Genomic DNA, 19,490 nt, shown 5'->3' with positions numbered 1-19,490 from the left:
GGCCAATCGGTAAATGCCCGGCGGCGGGCTCAGCGCCAGGTCGGCCGGGACACCGTCGAAGAAGCTCAACCGGCGGCGCGGGCCTCGGCGGCCCGGCGCAGGCCCTCGGCCTCGGTGCGGATGTAGCGGCGGATCAGGCCGGCGTAGAACAGGGTCACGACGCGGGCGAGGGGGCCGGCGAAGGACAGGGTCAGCTCCGCGGTGCAGGTGCCGTCGCCGTTGTCGATGGCCCAGTGGCCGGCCACGTTGCGCACGCCGGGGGTGGAGGCCGAGGTCCACTCGAAGCCGTTGGCGTCGACCCGGGTGACGGTCCAGGTCGCGGGGCGCAGCTTCGGCTGGGTGACGACGATCGTCTCGCCCGGGGTGAGCGGGCCGGTCGCCGGGCGGTCCACGGTGGACACGGAGGCGGTCCAGGAGGGCCACTCCCGGACCGCCTTCATGACGTCGCCGGCCACGGCCGCCGGAGCGGCGATCGTGATCGTGTCGCGAAACCGCACGGTCATGCCGAAGAAGCTAGCCGAGGCGGAGCCAGAGGGCGCCGAGCGGGGGGACCCGCAGCACCGCGGAGGCGGGCAGGCCGTTGTAACCCTCGCCGACCGCCTCGACCGTGCCGAAGTTGCCCACGCCCGAGCCGCCGTAGACCTCGGCGTCGGTGTTGACGACCTCCGACCAGCGGCCGGTGAAGGGCAGGCCGATCCGATAACCCTCGTGCGGGTGGCTGTTGAAGTTGACCACCACCGCGACCACCGAGCCGTCGGCACCCCAGCGCAGGTACGAGAACACGTTGCCGCCGGAGTCCTCGTTGTTGATCCAGCGGAACCCGTCCGGCGTGGTGTCCTGGCTCCACAGGGCCGGGGTGCGCCGGTAGACCGCGTTGAGGTCGTGGACCAGCCGCTGCAGCCCGGAGCGGAACGGGTCCTCCAGCAGGCCCCAGTTCAGCCCGCGCTCCTCGCTCCACTCCTGCTCGTCGCCGAGCTCGCAGCCCATGAACAGCAGCTGCTTGCCGGGGAACGACCACATGTAGCCCAGCAGCGCGCGGGCGTTGGCCACCTTCTTCCACAGGTCGCCGGGCATCTTGCCGACCAGCGAGCCCTTGCCGTGCACGACCTCGTCGTGGCTGATCGGCAGGACGTAGTTCTCGCTCCAGGCGTACACCGTGGCGAACGTCATCTGGTTGTGGTGGTACTGGCGATAAATGGGATCCTTGCCCACGTAGGTGAGCGTGTCGTGCATCCAGCCCATGTTCCACTTGAAGCCGAAGCCCAGGCCGCCGGAGTCGGTGGGGCGGGTCACGCCCAGCCAGGCGGTGGACTCCTCGGCGATCATCATGATGCCGGGGTGGTACTTGTAGACGGTGGCGTTGGCCTCCTGCAGGAAGGAGATCGCGTCGAGGTTCTCCCGGCCGCCGTACTGGTTCGGCGTCCACTCGCCCTGCTCGCGCGAGTAGTCCAGATACAGCATCGAGGCGACGGCGTCGACCCGCAGCGCGTCGGCGTGGAACTCGTCGCACCAGTAGAGCGCGTTGGCCACCAGGAAGTTGCGCACCTCCTTGCGGCCGAAGTCGAAGATGAGCGTGCCCCAGTCGGGGTGCTCGCCGCGGCGCCAGTCGCCGTGCTCGTAGAGCGGCGTGCCGTCGAAGCGGGCCAGGGCCCAGGAGTCCTTGGGGAAGTGGGCCGGCACCCAGTCCAGGATCACCCCGATGTCGGCCTGGTGGAGCCGGTCGACCAGGTAGCGGAACTCGTCGGGGGAGCCGAAGCGCGCGGTCGGGGCGTAGTAGCCGGTGACCTGGTAGCCCCACGAGCCGCCGAACGGGTGCTCCATGACCGGCAGGAACTCCACGTGGGTGAAGCCGAGCTCGGTGACGTACTCGGTCAGCTGGTCGGCCAGCTCCACATAGGACAGTCCGGGCCGCCACGAGCCGAGGTGCACCTCGTAGATGCTCATCGGCTCCTCGTGCGGCCGCCGGTCGGCCCGGGCGGCGATCCAGTCCGCGTCCTTCCAGTCGTGGCCGGAGGCGTAGATCACGCTGGCGGTCGCCGGCGGCTTCTCGGTGTGCTGGGCGAGCGGATCGGCCTTCTCCACCCAGTCGTTGTCCGGAGTCAGGAGGCGGAACTTGTACTTCTGCCCGGCCTTGGCCCCCGGCACGTACAGCTCCCAGACGCCGCTGCCGCCCAGCGACCGCATCGGCCAGCCGTCGTGCGCGCCCCAGCCGGTGAAGTCGCCGACCACCCGCACCCCGCGGGCGTTGGGCGCCCACACGGCGAAGGCGACGCCGTCGGCGCGCACCTGCGCGCCCAGGACGGTCCACAGCCGCTCGTGCCGGCCCTCCCGGATGAGGTGCAGGTCCAGGTCGCCGAGGGTGGGCAGGTGCCGGTAGGGGTCGTCGGTGAGGGTCCCGTCGGCGTCGACGCGGTAGTCGGTGACGATGCCGGGCACCTCGACCTCGAACACGCCGTCACCGTGCACCTGGGTCATCGGGTGGCGCTCGCCCCCGGCCACCGCCGCCACCTCGCGCGCGCCGCGGCGCAGCACCCGGATGAGGGTGGTGTCGGTGTCCTTCCGCGGCTGCGGATGGGCACCCAGGATGCCGTGCGGGTCGTGTGACCGACCGGCGATGAGGTCGTCGAGATTCATGTGGCTGCTCACCTTGTCGTCAGGTCCGAACCGTTCACGATGCGCTCGATCGACTGCAGGGGGATCCGCAGCCAGCCCGGCCGGTAGCGCGCCTCGTACGTGGCCTCGTAGACCGCCTTGTCCAGCTCATACGCCCGCAGCAGCGCCGGGTCCTTCCGCGGGTCGTAACCGGCGGCCGCAGCATAGCCCTCGCAGAAGGCGTCCCGGTTACGCTCCGCCCACTGCCGGGCCCGCCGGGCCAGGTCCGCGTCGTCCTGATCGAGCAGCAGCTGGTAGGCGGCGTACTCGTAGGAGCGCAGCATGCCGGCGACGTCCCGCAGTACCGAATCGGGCTTGCGCCGGTCCTCGAAGGGCGCGCCGGGCTCGCCCTCGAAGTCGATCAGCAGCCACGCCTCCGGGGTGCGCAGCACCTGGCCGAGGTGCAGGTCGCCGTGGATGCGCTGGCTCTGGATCGGTTCGTCGCCGGCCGCGCGGAACACCGCGGCGATCCCGTCCGATGCCTCCGCCAGCTCGGGAACGGTGGCGACCGCCGCGTCGAGCCGGCCGAGCATGGCGGCCACGGGCGCGGCGGCGGTCTGCGTGCCGAGCTCGGCGGCGAGCGTGCGGTGCACCTGCGCGACCGCCTCGCCCAGCCGCGCCGACTCCGCGGCGAGGTCCCCGCCGACCTCGTCGGGGTTGAGGTCGTGCTCGGCGAACAGGTCCCGGGCGCTGGTGGCGGCCATCGCCCAGCCCTCGGCCGAGTTCTGCGCGTACTCGGTCACCATCGCCAGGTCCAGGTGCTCCCCGTCCGGCGTCTCGCTCTCCACGGCGCCGAGCAGGCGGGCCACGTTGGGGCAGCCGGCCCGGGCCAGCACCCGGTTGAGCTCCAGGTCGGCGTTGATGCCGGCGTGGATCCGGCGGAACACCTTGAGGATCGCCGAGGTGTCGAACACCACGCTGGTGTTGCTCTGCTCCGCTCCGCTGATGCGGGCCGGCGCGTCGACCGGCAGCGCCACCCCCGGCTCGGGGGAGAACCGCACCCCGTCGACGACGGCGCCGGTGTCGATCAGCGCCAGCAGCCGCTGCGCGGAGTGCTCGTCGTAGAGCGCGTCGGAGGCGGCCCCGTCCCCGTCGGCGCCGATCAGCGCCGCCGCCGACAGCTCGGCGGCGATGTTGAGGTTCCAGCCGACGAAGACCTGGTACCGCTCGGTGCCGCCGTCGGCGTAGTGCGCGTCGAGCAGCACGTGGTCCAGGTTGTCGGGCAGGTGCGTCACCGCCGCCGGCTCGACGTGGGTCAGGGCGCGGGTGCGCCCCGCGTACCACCGCTGATGCGGCAGCCACTCGGTGAACGGCAGGGACGTCATGGCACTCCTCAGCTCTGCTCTGGTTGCCCGCCAGGCTGGGATCCGCTCAGCTGGAACCAGTAGAAACCGTGCCCCGGCAGGGTCAGCAGGTAGGGCAGCTGGCCGATGGCGGGGAACTGCACGTGCCCGGTCAGCTCGATCGGGGTGTACCCCGCCCACTGCTGCAGGTTGAGCTCGATCGGCTGCGGGAAGCGGGACAGGTTGTTCACGCACAGCACCACGTCCTCTTCGTGGACGCGCACGAACGCCAGGATCGACGGGTTGGAACCGCCCAGCTCGCGCAGCTCGCCGGCGGCGAACGCCTCGTGCCGGCGGCGCACCTGCAGCATCGTGCGGGTCCAGTTGAGCACCGACGTGGAGCTCTCCTTCTGCGCCTCCACGTTGACCGACTGGTACCCGTACACATGGTCCTGGATGACCGGCAGATACAGCCGGCCGGGGTTGGACTGGGAGAAGCCGGCGTTGCGGTCCGGCGTCCACTGCATCGGGGTGCGCACCCCGTCGCGGTCGCCGAGCCAGATGTTGTCGCCCATGCCGATCTCGTCGCCGTAGTACAGCACCGGCGAGCCGGGCAGCGACAGCAGTAACGCGGTGAACAGCTCGATCTGGTTGCGGTCGTTCTCCAGCAGCGGGGCGAGCCGGCGGCGGATGCCGACGTTGGCGCGCATACGCGGGTCCTTGGCGTACTCCGCGTACATGTAGTCGCGCTCCTCGTCGGTGACCATCTCCAGGGTCAGCTCGTCGTGGTTGCGCAGGAAGATGCCCCACTGGCAGTTCGCCGGGATCTGCGGGGTGTGCGCCAGGATCTCCGAGATCGGGAAGCGCGACTCGCGGCGGACCGCCATGAAGATGCGCGGCATGAGCGGGAAGTGGAAGGCCATGTGGCACTCGTCGCCGTCGCCGAAGTACTCCACCACGTCGGCCGGCCACTGGTTGGCCTCGGCGAGCAGGACCCGGCCCGGGAACTCGTCGTCGATCACCTTGCGGCAGCGGCGCAGGAACTCGTGCGTCTCCGGCAGGTTCTCGCAGTTGGTGCCCTCGGACTCAAAGAGGTACGGCACCGCGTCCAGCCGGAACCCGTCGATGCCCAGGTCCAGCCAGAACCGCAGCACATCGATCATCTCGCGCTGGACCTCGGGGTTGGCGTAGTTGAGGTCCGGCTGGTGGGAGAAGAACCGGTGCCAGTAGAACTGCCGCCGCACCGGGTCGAAGGTCCAGTTCGACTCCTCGGTGTCGACGAAGATGACCCGCGCGTCGGCGTAGGCCTTGTCGCTGTCGGACCACACGTAGTAGTCGCCGTACGGCCCGGCCGGATCCCGCCGCGACTCCTGGAACCACAGGTGCGAGTCGGAGGTGTGGTTCATGACCAGGTCCGTGATCACCCGGATGCCGCGCTTGTGTGCCGCGTCGAGCAGGTCGACGAAGTCCTCGACCGTGCCGAAGTCGGGCAGCACCTTGTAGAAGTCCCGGATGTCGTACCCCCCGTCACGCAGCGGGGAGTCGTAGAACGGCGGCAGCCACAGGCAGTCGACGCCGAGCCACTGCAGATAGTCCAGCTGGCCGATGAGGCCCTTCAGGTCGCCCGAGCCGTCGGCGTTGGAGTCGGCGAACGCGCGCACCAGCACCTCGTAGAACACGGCCCGCTGGAACCAGCGCTCCTCCGCGGGTAGTACCCGGGCCTGGCCGAAGTCGCTCGAGGACGGGTGCTCGACGGCTGCGTGCTCGGCACCCGCCGGCTGGACCGTTTCGCTCATGCTCTACCCACCTGCCTGCCTTGCCTCACCGGTGGCGATGCACCGTGAACACGTGAGCCGGCTCGTAGTAGGGGTCGAGCCGTACCGCGTTGTGCTGTCCCCAGTCGAACATCGCACCGGTGATCTCGTCGCGCACCGTGAACCGCTCGTGCCAGTCGAAACCCAGCGCGGGCATGTCCAGCGTCGTGTTACCCCACTGCACGTTGTGCGAATCCAGCGACACCACCACCAGCACGGTGTCGTCGGTCTGCGGGTCGCGCTTGGAGAAGCACAGGATCTGTTCGTTGTCGATGCCGTGGAAGACCGTGTTGCGCAGCCGCTGCAGCGCCGGGTGCTCGCGCCGCGTGGTGTTGAGCTTGCGCAGGAGCGGGGCGAGCGACTCGCCGGCCGCCTCCGCCGCGGCCCAGTCGCGGGGGCGCAACTGGTACTTCTCGTTGTCCAGGTATTCCTCGGAGCCCGGCCGCGGCAGGTGCTCGTAGAGCTCGTAGCCCGCGTACATGCCCCAGGACGGGCTGAGCATCGACGCCAGCACCGCGCGGATCTTGAACATCGGCGGGCCGCCGTGCTGCAGGTGCTCGGGCAGGATGTCCGGGGTGTTGGGCCAGAAGTTGGGCCGCATGTAGTCGGCCGCGGCGATCAGCTCCTGCACGTATTCGCGCAGTTCCCAGCCCTGCACGCGCCAGGTGAAGTAGGTGTACGACTGGGTGAAGCCGGCCTTGGCCAGCCCGTGCATCATCGCCGGGCGGGTGAACGCCTCGGCCAGGAACAGCACGTCGGGGTCGACCGCCTTGACCTCGCCGATCAGCCAGTGCCAGAAGCCGACCGGCTTGGTGTGCGGGTTGTCCACCCGGAACGCCTTGACGCCCTGAGCCACCCAGTGCAGCACGATCCGCAGCACCTCGGCCCGGATGCCCTCGGGGTCGTTGTCGAAGTTCAGCGGATAGATGTCCTGGTACTTCTTGGGCGGGTTCTCGGCGTAGGCGATGCTGCCGTCGGCGCGGGTGGTGAACCACTCCGGGTGCTCGGTGACCCACGGATGGTCCGGCGCGCACTGCAGCGCCAGGTCCAGCGCGATCTCCACGCCGACCCGGCGGCCCTCGGCGACGAACGCCCGGAAGTCCTCCAGCGTGCCCAGCTCCGGGTGGATGGCGTCGTGGCCGCCCTCGGCGGCGCCGATCGCCCACGGCGAGCCGACGTCGTCGGGGCCGGCGACCAGCGTGTTGTTCGGGCCCTTGCGGTTGACCCGGCCGATCGGGTGGATCGGCGGGAGGTACACCACGTCGAAGCCCATCTCGGCGACCTGGGCCAGGCGCGGCGCGGCGGACGCGAACGTGCCGTGCTTGACCGGCCGGCCGTTCTCGTCGACGACCGCGCCCTCGGAGCGGGGGAAGAACTCGTACCAGGCGGAGAACAGCGCCCGCTCCCGGTCGCACCACAGCGGCAGCGCCTCGCCGCGGGTCACCTGCTGGCGCAGCGGGTGCCGCCACAGCACGTCGGTCAGCCCCAGCGCCGGCGACACCCGGGCGAACAGCGGGATGGCGGCGTCCGCGAGGGCCCCGGCCGCGCCGAGCACGCGCCGGCGCTCGTCATCGTCCGGTACCCCGGCCGCCGCGTCCCGCAGCAGCGCCGCGCCCTCGGTGAGGTCGTTGGCCAGGTCCTCCAGCCCCTGCCCGGCCGCGATCTTCTTCGACACGGCGCTGTGCCAGGTCAGGTACGGGTCGCTGAACGCCTCGACGGCGAACGTCCACGCGCCGACCGCGTCCGGCCGGATCTCGCCGAACCAGCGGTCGGTGCCGGGCGGGCCCGGGCGCAGCCGGTTGAACGGCCCCTCCCGCCCGTCGGGGCCGGTGAGCACCACGTTGGCGCCCATCATCGCGTGGCCCTCGCGGTAGGACACGGCGGAGACCGGCACCAGCTCGCCGGCGACCGCCTTGGCCGGGAAGCGGCCGCCCTCGATCTGCGGGGTCACGCTCTCGATCGGGAACCGCTGGCCGACACCGTCCGCCGGGGCGCTGAACGCCGCCGCCGGCGAGTCGGGGCTCTCCTGGGGTTCCACCGGGTCCGCGGCCAGTGCCAGCTCCGTCTCGGTCTGCGCCGTGGTGGCGATCTCGGTCTTCAGGGCTTCGGGGGCGTGCTGCTCCACGGGGTTACCCATGATCCTCACCGTATCGAATCCGCGTTGCCCGATCAGGGCCTTTTGGGTAGTTCCGGACTGCTCAGGGCTCGACGCGCTGGCCCTTGCCGACGACGACCACGCCGGCGTCGGACACGGTGAAGCGGCGCCGGTCACGCTCGAGGTCGACGCCGATCTCGGCACCCTCGGGGACGATCACGTTCTTGTCCAGGATGGCGTTGCGCACCACGGCGTGCCGCCCGATGTCGACGCCCTCCATGAGCACCGAGCCCTCGACGTGGGCCCAGGAGTGCACCTTGACGTTCGGCGACACCACCGAGTTCTCCACCAGCGAGCCGGAGATGACCGCGCCGGGGGAGATCATCGAGCCGACCGCCCGGCCGACCCGCTCGCCCCAGCCGTGCACGAACTTGGCCGGCGGCCAGGGGCTGTTGCCGGTGAAGATCGGCCATTCGAAGTTGTACAGGTTGAAGACCGGCTGCACGGCGATGAGGTCCATGTTCGCCTCGTAGTAGGAGTCGAGCGTCCCTACGTCGCGCCAGTAGCCGCGGTCGCGTTCGGAGCTGCCCGGCACCACGTTCTTCGCGAAGTCGTACACGGCGGCGTCGTTCTTCTCCACGAAGTACGGAATGATGTTGCCGCCCATGTCGTGCTTGCTGGCAGCGTCCTGCGCGTCGCGGGTCACGGCGTCGATGAGCGCGTCGGCGGTGAACACGTAGTTGCCCATCGAGGCGAAGATCTCGCCGGGGGCGTCCGGCAGGCCCTTGGCGTCCTTCGGCTTCTCCCGGAAGGCACTGATCTGCTGCCCGTCGTCGCCGACCTCGATCACCCCGAACTGGTCGGCGAGGGCCAGCGGCTGGCGGATGCCGGCCACCGTCGCACCCGCCCCCGACTCGATGTGCTGGCGGACCATCTGCTCGGGGTCCATGCGGTAGATGTGGTCGGCGCCGAACACGATGACGTAGTCCGGCCGCTCGTCGTTGATCAGGTTGAGGCTCTGGTAGATGGCGTCCGCGGAGCCGGCGAACCAGCGCGGCCCGAGGCGCTGCTGCGCGGGGACCGGCGTCACGTAGTTGCCGAGCAGCGTGGACATCCGCCAGGTCTTCGTCACGTGCCGGTCCAGCGAGTGCGACTTGTACTGGGTCAGCACGACCATCTTCAGATAGCCGCCGTTGGCCAGGTTGGACAGCACGAAGTCGATCAGCCGGTAGATGCCGCCGAACGGCACCGCCGGCTTCGCCCGGTCGGTGGTCAAGGGCATGAGCCGCTTGCCCTCGCCTCCGGCGAGGACGATCGCGAGGACCTTCTTGGCAGCCATGGCGCAGACGCTAAACGTGTCCGGCGTGTTGCGCCAGACGAACGGCAATTAGGGTTGGGACGTGCGAGTAGACCTGCTCAGTCGAGAGTACCCGCCGGATGTGTACGGCGGCGCGGGCGTGCACCTGGAGTACCTGGCCCGGGAGCTTCGGGCCCTGGTCGACGTGCGCGTGCACTGCTTCGGGGGGCCTCGCGACGAGCCCGGGGTCACCGGCTATCCGGACCCGCCCGGGCTGGCCGGCGCCAACGCGGCGCTGCGCACGATGGGCGTCGACCTGGAGATGGCCGCCGGCTGCTCGGGGACGGACGTCGTGCACAGTCACACGTGGTACGCCAACCTCGCCGGCCACACCGCCAAGTTGCTCTACGGCGTCCCGCACGTGGTGACCAGCCACAGCCTGGAGCCGCTGCGCCCGTGGAAGGCCGAGCAGCTCGGCGGCGGCTACGCGCTGTCCTCGTGGTGCGAGCGCACGGCGATCGAGGCCGCCGACGCGGTCATCGCCGTCTCCGCCGGCATGAAGGCCGACGTGCTGCGGGCCTATCCGTCCGTCGATCCGGACAAGGTGCACGTCGTCTACAACGGCATCGACACGGAGCAGTATTCGCCCGACCCCGGGACCGACGTCCTGCAGCGCCTCGGCATCGACCCGGACCGGCCCAGCGTCGTCTACGTCGGGCGGATCACGCGGCAGAAGGGCCTGCCGTATCTGCTGCGCGCCGCCCGCGGCCTGCCGCCCGACACCCAGCTGGTGCTGCTCGCCGGCGCACCCGACACCCCCGAGATCGCCGCCGAGGTCACCGCGCTGGCCGGCGAGCTGCGGGCCACCCGCTCCGGCGTGGTCTGGGTCCAGGAGATGCTGCCCAAACGCGAGGTCATCCAGGTCCTCACCCACGCCACGCTGTTCGTCTGCCCGTCGATCTACGAGCCGATGGGCATCGTCAACCTGGAGGCGATGGCCTGCCGGACCGCGGTCGTGGCGACCGCGACCGGCGGCATCCCCGAGGTGGTCGCCGACCGGGAGACCGGCCTGCTGGTCCCGATCGAGCAGCTCACCGACGGCTCCGGCACCCCGCTGGACGAGGCGAGGTTCGTCGCCGACCTGGCCGGCGCGATGACCGCCCTGCTGGAGGATCCGGCCCGGGCCGCCGAGCTGGGCCGGGCCGGGCGGCGCCGGGCCGTGGAGCACTTCTCCTGGGCCGCCGTCGCCGACCGTACCGTGGCGATCTATCAGTCCGTGACATGATCCATGATCAGCCGGCCCACGACGTCCGGTTGCTCGACGTTGGCGAGATGTGCCGCATTCGGTACCACCACCAGGCGGCTGCCCCGGATGCCCGCATGGAGGCGTTCACCGTGCTCCGCGGGCGCGGCCGGGTCGTCCGCCCCCGCGATGACCAGGGTCGGCGCGGCGATGCGGGCCAGGTCGGCGCGCTGGTCCATGGCGGCGATCGCCTCGCAGCCGGCCGCGTAGCCCTCGGCCGGGCAGGCGGCGATCATCGCCCGGTAGGGCGCGACCCGGGCCGGTAACGCCGCCCGGAACCGCGGCGTGAACCAGCGCCCCAGCACCGCGTCGGCGACCGGGGCCATCCCGCCGGCCCGCACCTGCCGGGCCCGGGCCAGCCAGCTGTCGGCCGGCGGCAGGTAGGCGCTGGTGCAGATGAGCACGAGCCGCTCGACGCGCTCCGGGGCGTGCGCGGCCAGCCATATGCCGACCATGCCGCCGAGGGACAGCCCGCAGTACGACGCCTTCTCGATCCCGAGCCGGTCCAGCAGCGCCAGCGTGTCGCGGCCGAGGTCCTCGATCGAGTAGGGCCCGGGCGGCACCGGCGAGCCGCCGTGCCCGCGGTGGTCGAAGCGCACCACCCGCAGCCCGTCGCCGAAGCGCGGCAGCTGCGGCCGCCACATGTCCAGGTTGCTGCCCAGCGACCCGCCGAGCAGCAGGAAGGGCGCGCCGAGGGGACCCGTGGTCCGCTGGAACAGCGTCATTGCCGTCACCGCATTCTTGTATCACCCCGCTTCGCTCTCAGCGGAACGGTGGCCACCCCGATGCGATATATGGTGGATCTCGGGCAGCGCGCCTGCCCGAGCCGCTCCTGCGGCGCCGTTCGTTTCGTTGCGGCGTCGCTGTGGCCAAGAGGCTTCGACTCAGCGCATCCTCCCTTCACCACGAGGGCGGGTGCGGTTGCTCAGGCGTCGCATCCGCCGGAAGGCGTCGATGACGATGTTCGAGCGCTTCACCGACAGTGCCCGCCGGGTCTTCGTCCTGGCCCAGGAGGCCTCCCGCACCCTCAACCACAGCTACGTCGGCACCGAGCACCTGCTGCTCGGCCTGCTGCAGGAGGGCGATGGCCTGGCCGCGGCCGCGCTGGGCGCCCTCGGCGTCTCCCGGGAGGCCGTCCAGGCCCAGGTCGAGGAGATCGTCGGCACCGGCACCCGGGCGCCGGTGGGCAACATCCCGTTCACTCCGCGCGCCAAGAAGGTCATGGAGCTGGCGTTGCGCGAGGCGCTCCGCCTGGGCCACAACCACATCGGCACCGAGCACGTCCTGCTCGCCGTGGTCCGCGAGGGCGAGGGCGTGGCCGCCCAGATCCTGGCCCGCCTCGGCGTGCCGGCCAACGCGATCCGCGCCCAGGTCACCGACGGCCTGACCGGCACCGTGACCGACCCGGCCGGCTCCGGCATCTCCGGCGCGCCTGAGGGGCACCCGGCCGGCACGGCTCACAGCCCCACGCTGGAGCAGTTCGGCCACAACCTGACCGCCGCCGCCCGCGACGGCGCCCTCGACCCGGTGATCGGCCGCGAGCGCGAGATCGAGCGGGTCGTGCAGATCCTCACCTGCCGCCGCAAGAACAACCCGATCCTCACCGGCGAGCCCGGCGTCGGCAAGACCGCCGTCGTGGAGGGCCTGGCCCAGCGCATCGCCGCCGGCACCGTCCCAGCGGCGCTCGCCGCCCGCCAGCTGTATTCGCTCGACCTGGGCGCCCTGGTCGCCGGCTCCCGTTACCGCGGCGACTTCGAGGAGCGCCTCCGCAAGGTCATCCGCGAGATCCGCACCCGCGGCGACGTCATCATCTTCATCGACGAGATCCACACCTTGGTCGGCGCCGGCGCCGCCGAGGGCGCCATCGACGCCGCCTCCTTGCTCAAGCCGCTGCTGGCCCGCGGCGGCCTGCAGACGATCGGCGCCACCACCACGGAGGAGTACCGGCGATACATCTCCCGCGACGGCGCCCTGGAGCGCCGCTTCCAGCAGGTCGAGGTCCCCCCGCCCACCGTGGCTGAGTCGATCGCGATCCTCCGCGGCCTGCGCCCCGGCTACGAGGAGCACCACGGCGTGACCTACACCGACGCCGCCCTGACCGCCGCCGTCACGTTGTCGGACCGCTACCTGCCGGACCGCCGCCTCCCGGACAAGGCCATCGACCTGCTGGACGAGTCCGGCGCCCGCGCCCACATAGCCTTCGCCGCTTCCGCCCTTCCCACGTCCACTCCCACTTCCTCGCTTCCCATCTCCTCGCCTCCCATTTCCTCGCTTCGCACTCCCGTGCCGTCCACTCCCGTGCCGTCCACTCCCGTGCCGTCCACTCCCGTGCCGTCTGAAGTCCGCCGGCTGCCGGACGTCCCTCGCCCGCCGGCTGTTGCTGGGCAGCCGAACTATCCCGTTTCATCCGATGCATCCGGATTGCTGCCGCTCGATCGCCCCGTGGTCGACCGCGACCGAATCGCGGAGGTGCTGGCGGCATGGACCGGCATTCCGGTCGGCACCCTGTCCGCCGCCGAAGCGACCCGCTTGCTGGCCTTGGAGGAGGCCCTGCACCGCCGCGTGGTGGGCCAGGACCACGCCGTGACGGCGGTCTCCCAGGCAATCCGCCGCACCAGAGCCGGCCTGTCCGACCCCAAACGCCCAACCGCGTCGTTCATCTTCGCGGGCCCCTCGGGCGTAGGAAAGTCTTCCCTGGCCAAGGCCCTGGCCGAGCACCTGTTCGGCACCGAGGACGCCCTGATCCAACTCGACATGTCGGAGTACCACGACCACCACACGGTCTCCCGCCTGATCGGCGCCCCACCGGGCTACGTGGGCCACGACGACGGCGGCCAGTTGACCGAACGAGTCCGCCGCCGCCCGTTCTCCGTCATCCTGTTCGACGAGATCGAAAAGGCCCACCCGGACGTCTTTAACGCCCTGCTCCAAATCCTGGAGGACGGCCACCTGACCGACGCCCAGGGCCGCCGCGCCGACTTCCGCCACACGATCCTGATCCTGACCACAAACCTGGGCACCTCCACCACCCCGGCCGGCTTCACCGCCACACCCTCGAGCGCCCGGAGCCCCGCGGCGGCTGCCTCGAGCGCCTGGAGCCCCACCCACGCGGCCGCCTCGAGCGCTTGGAGCCCCGGCCACGCGGCTGCCTCGAGCGCTTGGAGCGCCGCGCACGCGGCCGCTTCAGCGGCCCCCCAATACGCCCGCGACCTGCACCGCCACTTCCGCCCCGAGTTCCTCAACCGCATCGACGACGTCCTGGTCTTCCACCCCCTGACCGAGCCCCACCTCCTGCAAATCGTCGACCGCCACCTGTCCCGAGTGACCGCCGAACTGCATTCCCGCGGCATCGCCCTGACCGTCACCCACCAGGCCCGCCACCACCTGGCCACCGCAGGCATGGACCCTCAGTTGGGCGCCCGCCCACTACGCCGAACCATCCAGCGCGAGCTGGAAAACGAACTCTCCACCCGCCTCCTGGCCGCAACACTGACCCCAGGCGACACCCTGACCATCGACGCCACCCCCGACGCAGCCCTGACCTTCACCACCGCACCAGCCCACCCGAGCCCAACCACCCCCAAACCGGCCGCAGTCGCCTAGCAACCCACCGCCCAAACCCCCACCCCACTCAAACCCCCACCCCACCCAACCCTCACGCCACCCACGCCCCGACGTCCGACGCGCAATCGACGCCGTGCAATGCTCGGCCCGCCTGCGCCACCACGCGCCAACCGCCGTCGCGGCCGACGGCGGGCGACGCCCGGCGCCCGACCAGCGCCACGTGACCCCCGCGCCCAAGCGATACCGCGCCGGATGCCCTCGGCGCTCCGATGTCGCGGGGGCGCAGCGACGATAACGTTCCGTGATCATGACTGAGCCACTTACGTAACGGCCGTTTTCCGTGATCGTGGAGTCAAAATGTACCTATAGGTACCGTATGTCTCCGCGATCATGAAAAACCCGTGGTGTCGAAGTGGCGCAGCGCATGATCCCGGAGACATACGGTGCCCGGTGCCCGGTGCCCGGTGCCCGGTGCCCGGCGTCGGGTTCGGTGCGCGGTGCGCGGTGCGCGGGGGCGCGGGGGGCGCGGCGCGGTGGCTGGGGGCGCGTGCCGGTGGCATAGGTCGCGCGCTCAGGGCACGGCGCCGGTGCCCTGGTGCACGCGGTCGGTGTCCGGTGCCGGGCTCGGCGCACGGCGCCCTAAGCTCGGTGTGCGCGGCGCGGTGCCCGGGCCGCGGCGTGGTGCCCGGGCGTAGGACACGCGCTCAGGCCGCAGCGCTGGGGACACGCGCGGTGCCCGCGGCGCGGCGCACGCGGCACCGAGCTCGGGCTTGGGGCGACCCGGTGCCTTCGGGCTGCCGGTGCTCGGGGTCGCGGGGCTCTTGGCTGCGGTGCTCGGGCCGCGGGCTCGGGCCGGGCGCGGGGCTGCGGGCTCGGGCCGGGCGCGGGGCTGCGGGCTCGGGCCGGGCGCCGGGCTGCGGGCTCGGGCCCGGGGGCGGGGCTGCGGGGGCGGGGCTGCGGGGGCGGGGGTCAGTGGGTCAGGGCTGGGGCATCCGACTCCTGGGCTGGGAGGATGACGATTTCCGACGGTTGGACTGTGTGCACGGTGGGGTCGTTGTCGAGGGCGATGTCGTACGCGGTCGGGGAGCCCGTTGGTGGCCAGTGCGCGCCGAGCAGGGTGCCCTCGGGGCGGGGGGCTTGGCCTGGTAGGCGGATGCGGGTGCCTGGGGCGTGGCCGTCGTCGGCGATGACCAGGAGGGCGTCGAGGGTTTGGCGGACGCCGGGCCATGGGGCGGTTGGCACGTGTGGTTCGCCGGCGGGGTCGGCGACGGGGGTGCTCAGGCGGCGGTAGGCGAGGGTGAGCAGGTCGGCGGCGTAGCGGGTGGCCGGGTCGGGGTCGTGCTGGGCGGCGGTGAGGGCCGAGTCGATGCGGTGCCAGCGGGCGGCGGCGCCGTCTGCGAGCAGAGCCCGGGCGGCGCGGTCGGCGTCGGCGCAGGCCATGTCGACGGCGGTTTCCTCGCCCAGTTCGGCGGTCCAGGCCAGGTCGAGCGGTGGCGGCACCAGACCGGGGGACTCGTGGGCCACCGCCAGATAGACCAGGGCCAGCAGCTCGGTGCGGAACTCGCCGCCGTAGAAGATCGTGCCGTTGGTCTCGCCCGGGGGGAAGCGCTCGGTCAGGTGGTGGGCGCGGCCGGACGGCAGGCGGGCGGCCTCGCGGGTGCCGGCGAGCTTGGCGTCGGCTGGGCGCAGTTCGCGGGCGATGACGGTCCAGCGGCCGTGGGACAGCGCGACCGGGTACACCGTGCGGCCTGCGTTGCCGAGCGTCTCGCCTGGGCCCAGGCCGGCGGCGGCGAGTTGGCGGGCCGCGGCCGAGTAGGCGAGCCCGGTCTGGGCGGCGTGGGCTCGCACTGCCCGGCGCCGGGCCCGGTCCCGCCCGGATCGCGATCCCGCCCGCGGCCGCGCCTCGGCTCGCGGCGCTCCGACCGGCTGTGGCCCGCTCGGTGGCAGATCGGACGGCCCGCCGGATGTCGGTGAGGGGTGCGGGGGCGACGGCTCCGGGGAGGTGGCCCCGCGGCGAGCTGTGCCGGGCGGTGGTGCCTCGGCGCGGGCGGCGGCCCGGCGCGGCGACCCGGGCGCATGCGCATCGGCAAGGGCTGCCGGCGGTGAAGGCGGCGCGGTCGGAGGCGCGTCGGAGGCGGCCGCCGGCGGTGGAGGTGGTGCGGTCGGAGGCGCGTCGGAGGCGGCCGCCGGCGGTGGAGGTGGTGCGGTCGGAGGCGCGTCGGAGGTGGCCGCCGGCGGTGGAGGCGGTGCAGGCGCATGCGCGTCGGAAGGGGCTGCCGAGGGTGCAGGTGGTGCGGGTGAAGGCGTGTCGGAAGGGGCTGCCGAGGGTGAAGGTGGTGCAGGTGGAGGCGTGTCGGAAGGGGCTGCCGAGGGTGGAGTTGGTGCCGCCGGAGGGGGCGGCGACGGGAAGGCGTCGGGGGTGGATGGGGGAGTTTGGTCCTGCGCTTCAGCGGCCATGGCGAGTCCTCCGGCGTCGACCCACGCTCGCACCGATCGGACGGCGAATGCCTCCGCCGGGCAGGGGTGCCCGGAACGGTGCGCTGAGTCGGAGCCTCTTGGCCTCGGGCCCGGTCGGCGTGGGCGGCCGGGTAAGGCGCGGGCAGGCGCGCTGCCCACCGACACCATACCGCCCGCCCGCGACCGGCGTCCGCCCCCGGTTCGGGGCGTTTCGGATCCAATTCACAGAGTGACGAAGGAGCGGACCGCCAGGGCTGAGCCGACCAGGAGGACGAGGGCGGCGGTGCCGGTGGGGGCCAGGTGGGTCAGCCGGGACAGGCGGGCGCCCAGGTTGAGGCGGCCGGACCAGCGGTCGCGGACCCGGATGAGCAGCAGGCCGGCGGCGGTGAGGACGGCGGCCATGCCGGCGCCGTAGGCCAGTACCAGCAGAATGCCGAACCAGGTGCGGCCCAGGGCGATCGCGCCCAGCAGGACGACCAGGGCAGACGGGCTGGGCACCAGACCGCCCGCGATGCCCATGCCGACGATGGCCAGCCGGCTCGGCCGCCCCGCCTCAACGTGGTCGTGATCATGCGAGTGCGAATGCGACTCGCCCGAACCATGCGAATGCGACTCGCCCAAACCATGCGAGTGCGCGTGGTCCGAACCATGCGAGTGCGAGTGCGACTCGCCCAAACCATGCGAGTGCGAGTGCCCCGAACCAACAGTGTGACCCGCACGAGAGGAGCGCAGGCGGCGGAGCATGCCCACGCCGACGGCTGCTACCAGCAGGCCGCTCACCACGCCCAGCCACGAAAGCACAGCCTCGCCGGCCAGGCCGGCCACCGTCGTGAGGAGCAGGCCCAGGATCAGCACCCCGCCGGTGTGGGTCAAGGTTACCGTCGCCCCAACCGCCAGGGCGTCGCGTGGGCGGCCCTGGCGGCCCGCGAGGTACGCCGCCATCACCGTCTTGCCGTGCCCGGGCAGCGCGGCGTGCGCGCCGCCCAGGAGCAGCGCCAGGAGTACCGCCAAGAAGCCGACCCACGGCGTGAGCGACCGTTCGCCCACCCAGCCGCGCAGCACGGCCTCCATCCGGCCCAGGAAACCCGGCAGCGGCGCCGCGGCGGGCGTGGACGGCGCGGCCACCGTGGCGCCGCCAGGGGCTAGGTGCAGCGAGGCCGTGCGGACGTCCGGCGGCGAGGACAGCAGGTCGTCAGGGTAGCTGCGCAGGCCGTCGGTCCGGGAAGCGGTGGGCAGCGGCGACGACACCAGGTGTACCCCCGAAGCCGTAGCGGTCAGCTCCCGCCAGCCCACCCGATCGTCCCGGTAGCGGTTGGCGACGTCGACCGTGGACTCCGCCGGCGACAGCGAGGCCGGCGCGGAGAGCGCGCACGACAGCCGGCTGGTGCGCAGCCCGGCCGCGCCGTCGGAGTACACCAGGGAAGCAGGGCCGATCTGCCAGGTCAGCGGGGTGCCGCCGACCCGGACGGTGAAGGCCGAGGCGAAGACCGCGCACTCGGCCGGCGCCGAGAGCGACGGCTGCTGCAGCGTCGGCAGCTCCGCGTAGTCGACCGTGGCCGCGACCGCGACCTCGGACGGCGTGAAGGTCAGCTCGGCGAGCTGGTTGACCGAGAAGTTGCCCAGCGGGTGGGCGTGTGCGGTGCCCGGCACGAGCACCAGCGCGAGGATCGGCAGGAACACCAGCACCAGCAGGCGGCGCATCTCACGGCTCCAAGGTGGTCAGGGTGCGCTGGGCGGCCGGCGCGTCGATGGGGGAGAAGTGCGGGTTGAGCGACAGCGCCAGCTGCAGCTGCAGCTTCGCGGTCACCCGGTCGCCGGTGGCCAGGGCGATCATGCCGTGGTGGTAGGCGACCATCGGGTCGAGCTGGCCGAGGGCCTCGGCGCGCTGGATGAACGGCAGCGCCTCGGCGGGGCGGCCGGCGGCGTTGAGGCTCCACGCGACGGCGTCGGCGACCTCGGCGAACTGGCGGCGGCCCCACTCCTGCTCGGCCAGCCGCACCGCGTCCTCGACCTTGCCGGAGGCCAGGGCCAGGGCGGAGCCGCCCAGGTCGTCAGTGCCGCCGTTGGCGACGAACAGCTGGTGTGCGGCCTCGGCCAGGCGCAGGGCAGGGCCGGGGTCGCGGCCCGCGGCGGTGAGCATGCGGGCCTGCTCGATGAGCGCGTCGACGGTCGGGGTGCGGGAGACGACCTTGTCCAGGTCGGCCAGGGCGGCGTCGAGGCGGCCGTCGGCGGCGTCGAGCCGGGAGCGCAGCTGCCACAGGCCGGCGACCGTGTCGTCGGCGGCCAGGCCGAGGCCCACCTCGCCGGCGGCGGTGGCCAGGTCGCCCGCGGCCCAGGCGAGGGCGGCGAGGTGCTGGTGGCAGAAGGCGATGTCGGCGGGCTCGGTGGCCGCCGCGAGCGCCTGCCGCATGAGGGCGATGGCCTCGGTACGCCGGCCGTGCTGCTCCAGGTCGTAGGAGGCCCGGGTGTAGGAGGCGAGGCCGGGCCGCAGGTCCAGCATGTGCTGTACCGCATCGGTGGCCTCGGCGGGGTGGCCGAGCTGGGTCTCGGCGTCGGCGAGCACGCCGTAGGCGGTGTCGGAGTAGGGGTCGGCGGCGAGCGCCTGCTGTGCGTAGGTCCTGGCGCCGGCGAAGTCGTGCCGGGCGTTGGCCAGGGCGCCGAGGCCGGCCAGCGCGCCCGGGTTGCCGGGGCGGACCTGCAGCGACTGCTGCAGCGCGCCCTCGGCCTTCGGGTAGTACGAGGGGTCGGCCCCGACCCGGGCCTGGTCCAGGTAGGCCGAGCCGAGCGCCGCCCAGGTGGTCCAGTCGCCGGGCACCTTGCGCAGCCGCTCCTGGTAGGCGGCGATGGCCGCGGGGAGCTTGGCGGCGGGCCGGGCCGTTTCGGCGCTTTCCTTCCAAACCGCCGCGGGGGTACCCCCGGTGCGCCCGGCGACGGCGCCGAGCCCGAAGAGCAGCGCGGCCGCCAGTACCACCGTCAGGATCATCCGAACTCGCACTGCATCCTCCTCGGGAAAGGCCGGGGCGGG

The 19,490-nt window shown here is 72.4% G+C and carries 12 protein-coding genes and 2 pseudogenes; 4 read left to right on the top strand and 10 right to left on the bottom strand.

The annotated features are described in order from the left end of the window. Positions 1-65: 65 nt before the first annotated feature. From ACQPXD_RS33665 to glgC, 6 genes are all read right to left on the bottom strand, one after another. A complete protein-coding gene (locus ACQPXD_RS33665) occupies positions 66-503 on the bottom strand; it encodes an SRPBCC family protein (RefSeq protein WP_432825361.1) in 438 nt (145 codons plus the stop codon). A 10-nt stretch (positions 504-513) separates the two neighbouring features. Then, entirely contained in the window at positions 514-2,634 is a 2,121-nt protein-coding gene (glgB, locus tag ACQPXD_RS33660; RefSeq protein WP_432825360.1) for a 1,4-alpha-glucan branching protein GlgB, read from the bottom strand. An 8-nt stretch (positions 2,635-2,642) separates the two neighbouring features. Next, complete coding sequence (locus ACQPXD_RS33655; RefSeq protein ID WP_432825359.1) at positions 2,643-3,977, bottom strand: maltokinase N-terminal cap-like domain-containing protein; 1,335 nt, start codon at positions 3,975-3,977, stop codon at positions 2,643-2,645. Positions 3,978-3,985: 8 nt separating this feature from the next. Then, positions 3,986-5,731: a maltose alpha-D-glucosyltransferase gene (gene treS, locus ACQPXD_RS33650; RefSeq protein WP_432825358.1), complete on the bottom strand. Its 1,746-nt coding sequence runs from the start codon at positions 5,729-5,731 to the stop codon at positions 3,986-3,988. Positions 5,732-5,756: 25 nt separating this feature from the next. Further along, positions 5,757-7,886 (bottom strand): maltotransferase domain-containing protein, encoded by a 2,130-nt coding sequence (locus ACQPXD_RS33645; protein WP_432825357.1) that lies wholly within the window; start codon positions 7,884-7,886, stop codon positions 5,757-5,759. Positions 7,887-7,947: 61 nt separating this feature from the next. Continuing rightward, positions 7,948-9,183 carry a glucose-1-phosphate adenylyltransferase gene (gene glgC, locus ACQPXD_RS33640; RefSeq protein ID WP_432825356.1) on the bottom strand — a complete coding sequence of 412 codons (1,236 nt, stop codon included), beginning with the start codon at positions 9,181-9,183 and terminating at the stop codon, positions 7,948-7,950. A gap of 61 nt (positions 9,184-9,244) precedes the next feature. Between glgC and glgA the strand changes: the two genes are divergently transcribed. Then, a complete protein-coding gene (gene glgA / locus ACQPXD_RS33635; RefSeq protein ID WP_432825355.1) occupies positions 9,245-10,426 on the top strand; it encodes a glycogen synthase in 1,182 nt (393 codons plus the stop codon). On the opposite strand, the gene pcaD is transcribed toward glgA, so the two are convergent. Beyond that, a complete protein-coding gene (pcaD, locus tag ACQPXD_RS33630) occupies positions 10,411-11,169 on the bottom strand; it encodes a 3-oxoadipate enol-lactonase (protein ID WP_432844064.1) in 759 nt (252 codons plus the stop codon). The two genes, glgA and pcaD, sit on opposite strands and share 16 nt — an antisense overlap. A 235-nt stretch (positions 11,170-11,404) precedes the next feature. On the opposite strand from pcaD, the pseudogene ACQPXD_RS33625 reads away from it, so the two are divergent. The 3 genes and pseudogenes from ACQPXD_RS33625 to ACQPXD_RS33615 all read left to right on the top strand — a co-directional run. Beyond that, a pseudogene (locus tag ACQPXD_RS33625) lies at positions 11,405-12,640 on the top strand (Clp protease N-terminal domain-containing protein); the annotation flags it as partial. Between the two features lie 249 nt (positions 12,641-12,889). After that, positions 12,890-13,639: pseudogene (locus ACQPXD_RS33620) on the top strand (AAA family ATPase); the annotation flags it as partial. A gap of 126 nt (positions 13,640-13,765) precedes the next feature. Then, positions 13,766-14,047, top strand: a complete 282-nt coding sequence (locus ACQPXD_RS33615; RefSeq protein WP_432844062.1) for a hypothetical protein — start codon at positions 13,766-13,768, stop codon at positions 14,045-14,047. Between the two features lie 930 nt (positions 14,048-14,977). Here the strand turns inward: ACQPXD_RS33615 and ACQPXD_RS33610 are convergent. From ACQPXD_RS33610 to ACQPXD_RS33600, 3 genes are all read right to left on the bottom strand, one after another. After that, the gene (locus ACQPXD_RS33610) at positions 14,978-15,856 is read right to left on the bottom strand and encodes a hypothetical protein (protein WP_432825354.1); all 879 of its coding nucleotides are present in this window, start codon (positions 15,854-15,856) and stop codon (positions 14,978-14,980) included. Between the two features lie 831 nt (positions 15,857-16,687). After that, positions 16,688-18,166, bottom strand: a complete 1,479-nt coding sequence (locus tag ACQPXD_RS33605; protein WP_432825353.1) for a hypothetical protein — start codon at positions 18,164-18,166, stop codon at positions 16,688-16,690. A gap of 1 nt (position 18,167) precedes the next feature. Continuing rightward, positions 18,168-19,460 carry a tetratricopeptide repeat protein gene (locus tag ACQPXD_RS33600; RefSeq protein ID WP_432825352.1) on the bottom strand — a complete coding sequence of 431 codons (1,293 nt, stop codon included), beginning with the start codon at positions 19,458-19,460 and terminating at the stop codon, positions 18,168-18,170. Positions 19,461-19,490 lie beyond the last annotated feature (30 nt).

The sequence above is a fragment of the Dactylosporangium sp. CA-092794 genome (assembly GCF_050948465.1).
GTDB lineage: Bacteria > Actinomycetota > Actinomycetes > Mycobacteriales > Micromonosporaceae > Dactylosporangium.
Note: the sequence above shows the minus strand (reverse complement) of the source record. Positions and strands in the feature narration are given on the sequence as shown.

What these genes read in the sequence shown, in the direction of transcription:
- ACQPXD_RS33665 (WP_432825361.1), bottom strand. Translation starts at nt 503, where the DNA reads ATGACCGTGCGGTTTCGCGACACGATCACGATCGCCGCTCCGGCGGCC.
- glgB (WP_432825360.1), bottom strand. Translation starts at nt 2,634, where the DNA reads ATGAATCTCGACGACCTCATCGCCGGTCGGTCACACGACCCGCACGGC.
- ACQPXD_RS33655 (WP_432825359.1), bottom strand. Translation starts at nt 3,977, where the DNA reads ATGACGTCCCTGCCGTTCACCGAGTGGCTGCCGCATCAGCGGTGGTAC.
- treS (WP_432825358.1), bottom strand. Translation starts at nt 5,731, where the DNA reads ATGAGCGAAACGGTCCAGCCGGCGGGTGCCGAGCACGCAGCCGTCGAG.
- ACQPXD_RS33645 (WP_432825357.1), bottom strand. Translation starts at nt 7,886, where the DNA reads ATGGGTAACCCCGTGGAGCAGCACGCCCCCGAAGCCCTGAAGACCGAG.
- glgC (WP_432825356.1), bottom strand. Translation starts at nt 9,183, where the DNA reads ATGGCTGCCAAGAAGGTCCTCGCGATCGTCCTCGCCGGAGGCGAGGGC.
- pcaD (WP_432844064.1), bottom strand. Translation starts at nt 11,169, where the DNA reads ATGACGCTGTTCCAGCGGACCACGGGTCCCCTCGGCGCGCCCTTCCTG.
- ACQPXD_RS33605 (WP_432825353.1), bottom strand. Translation starts at nt 18,166, where the DNA reads ATGCGCCGCCTGCTGGTGCTGGTGTTCCTGCCGATCCTCGCGCTGGTG.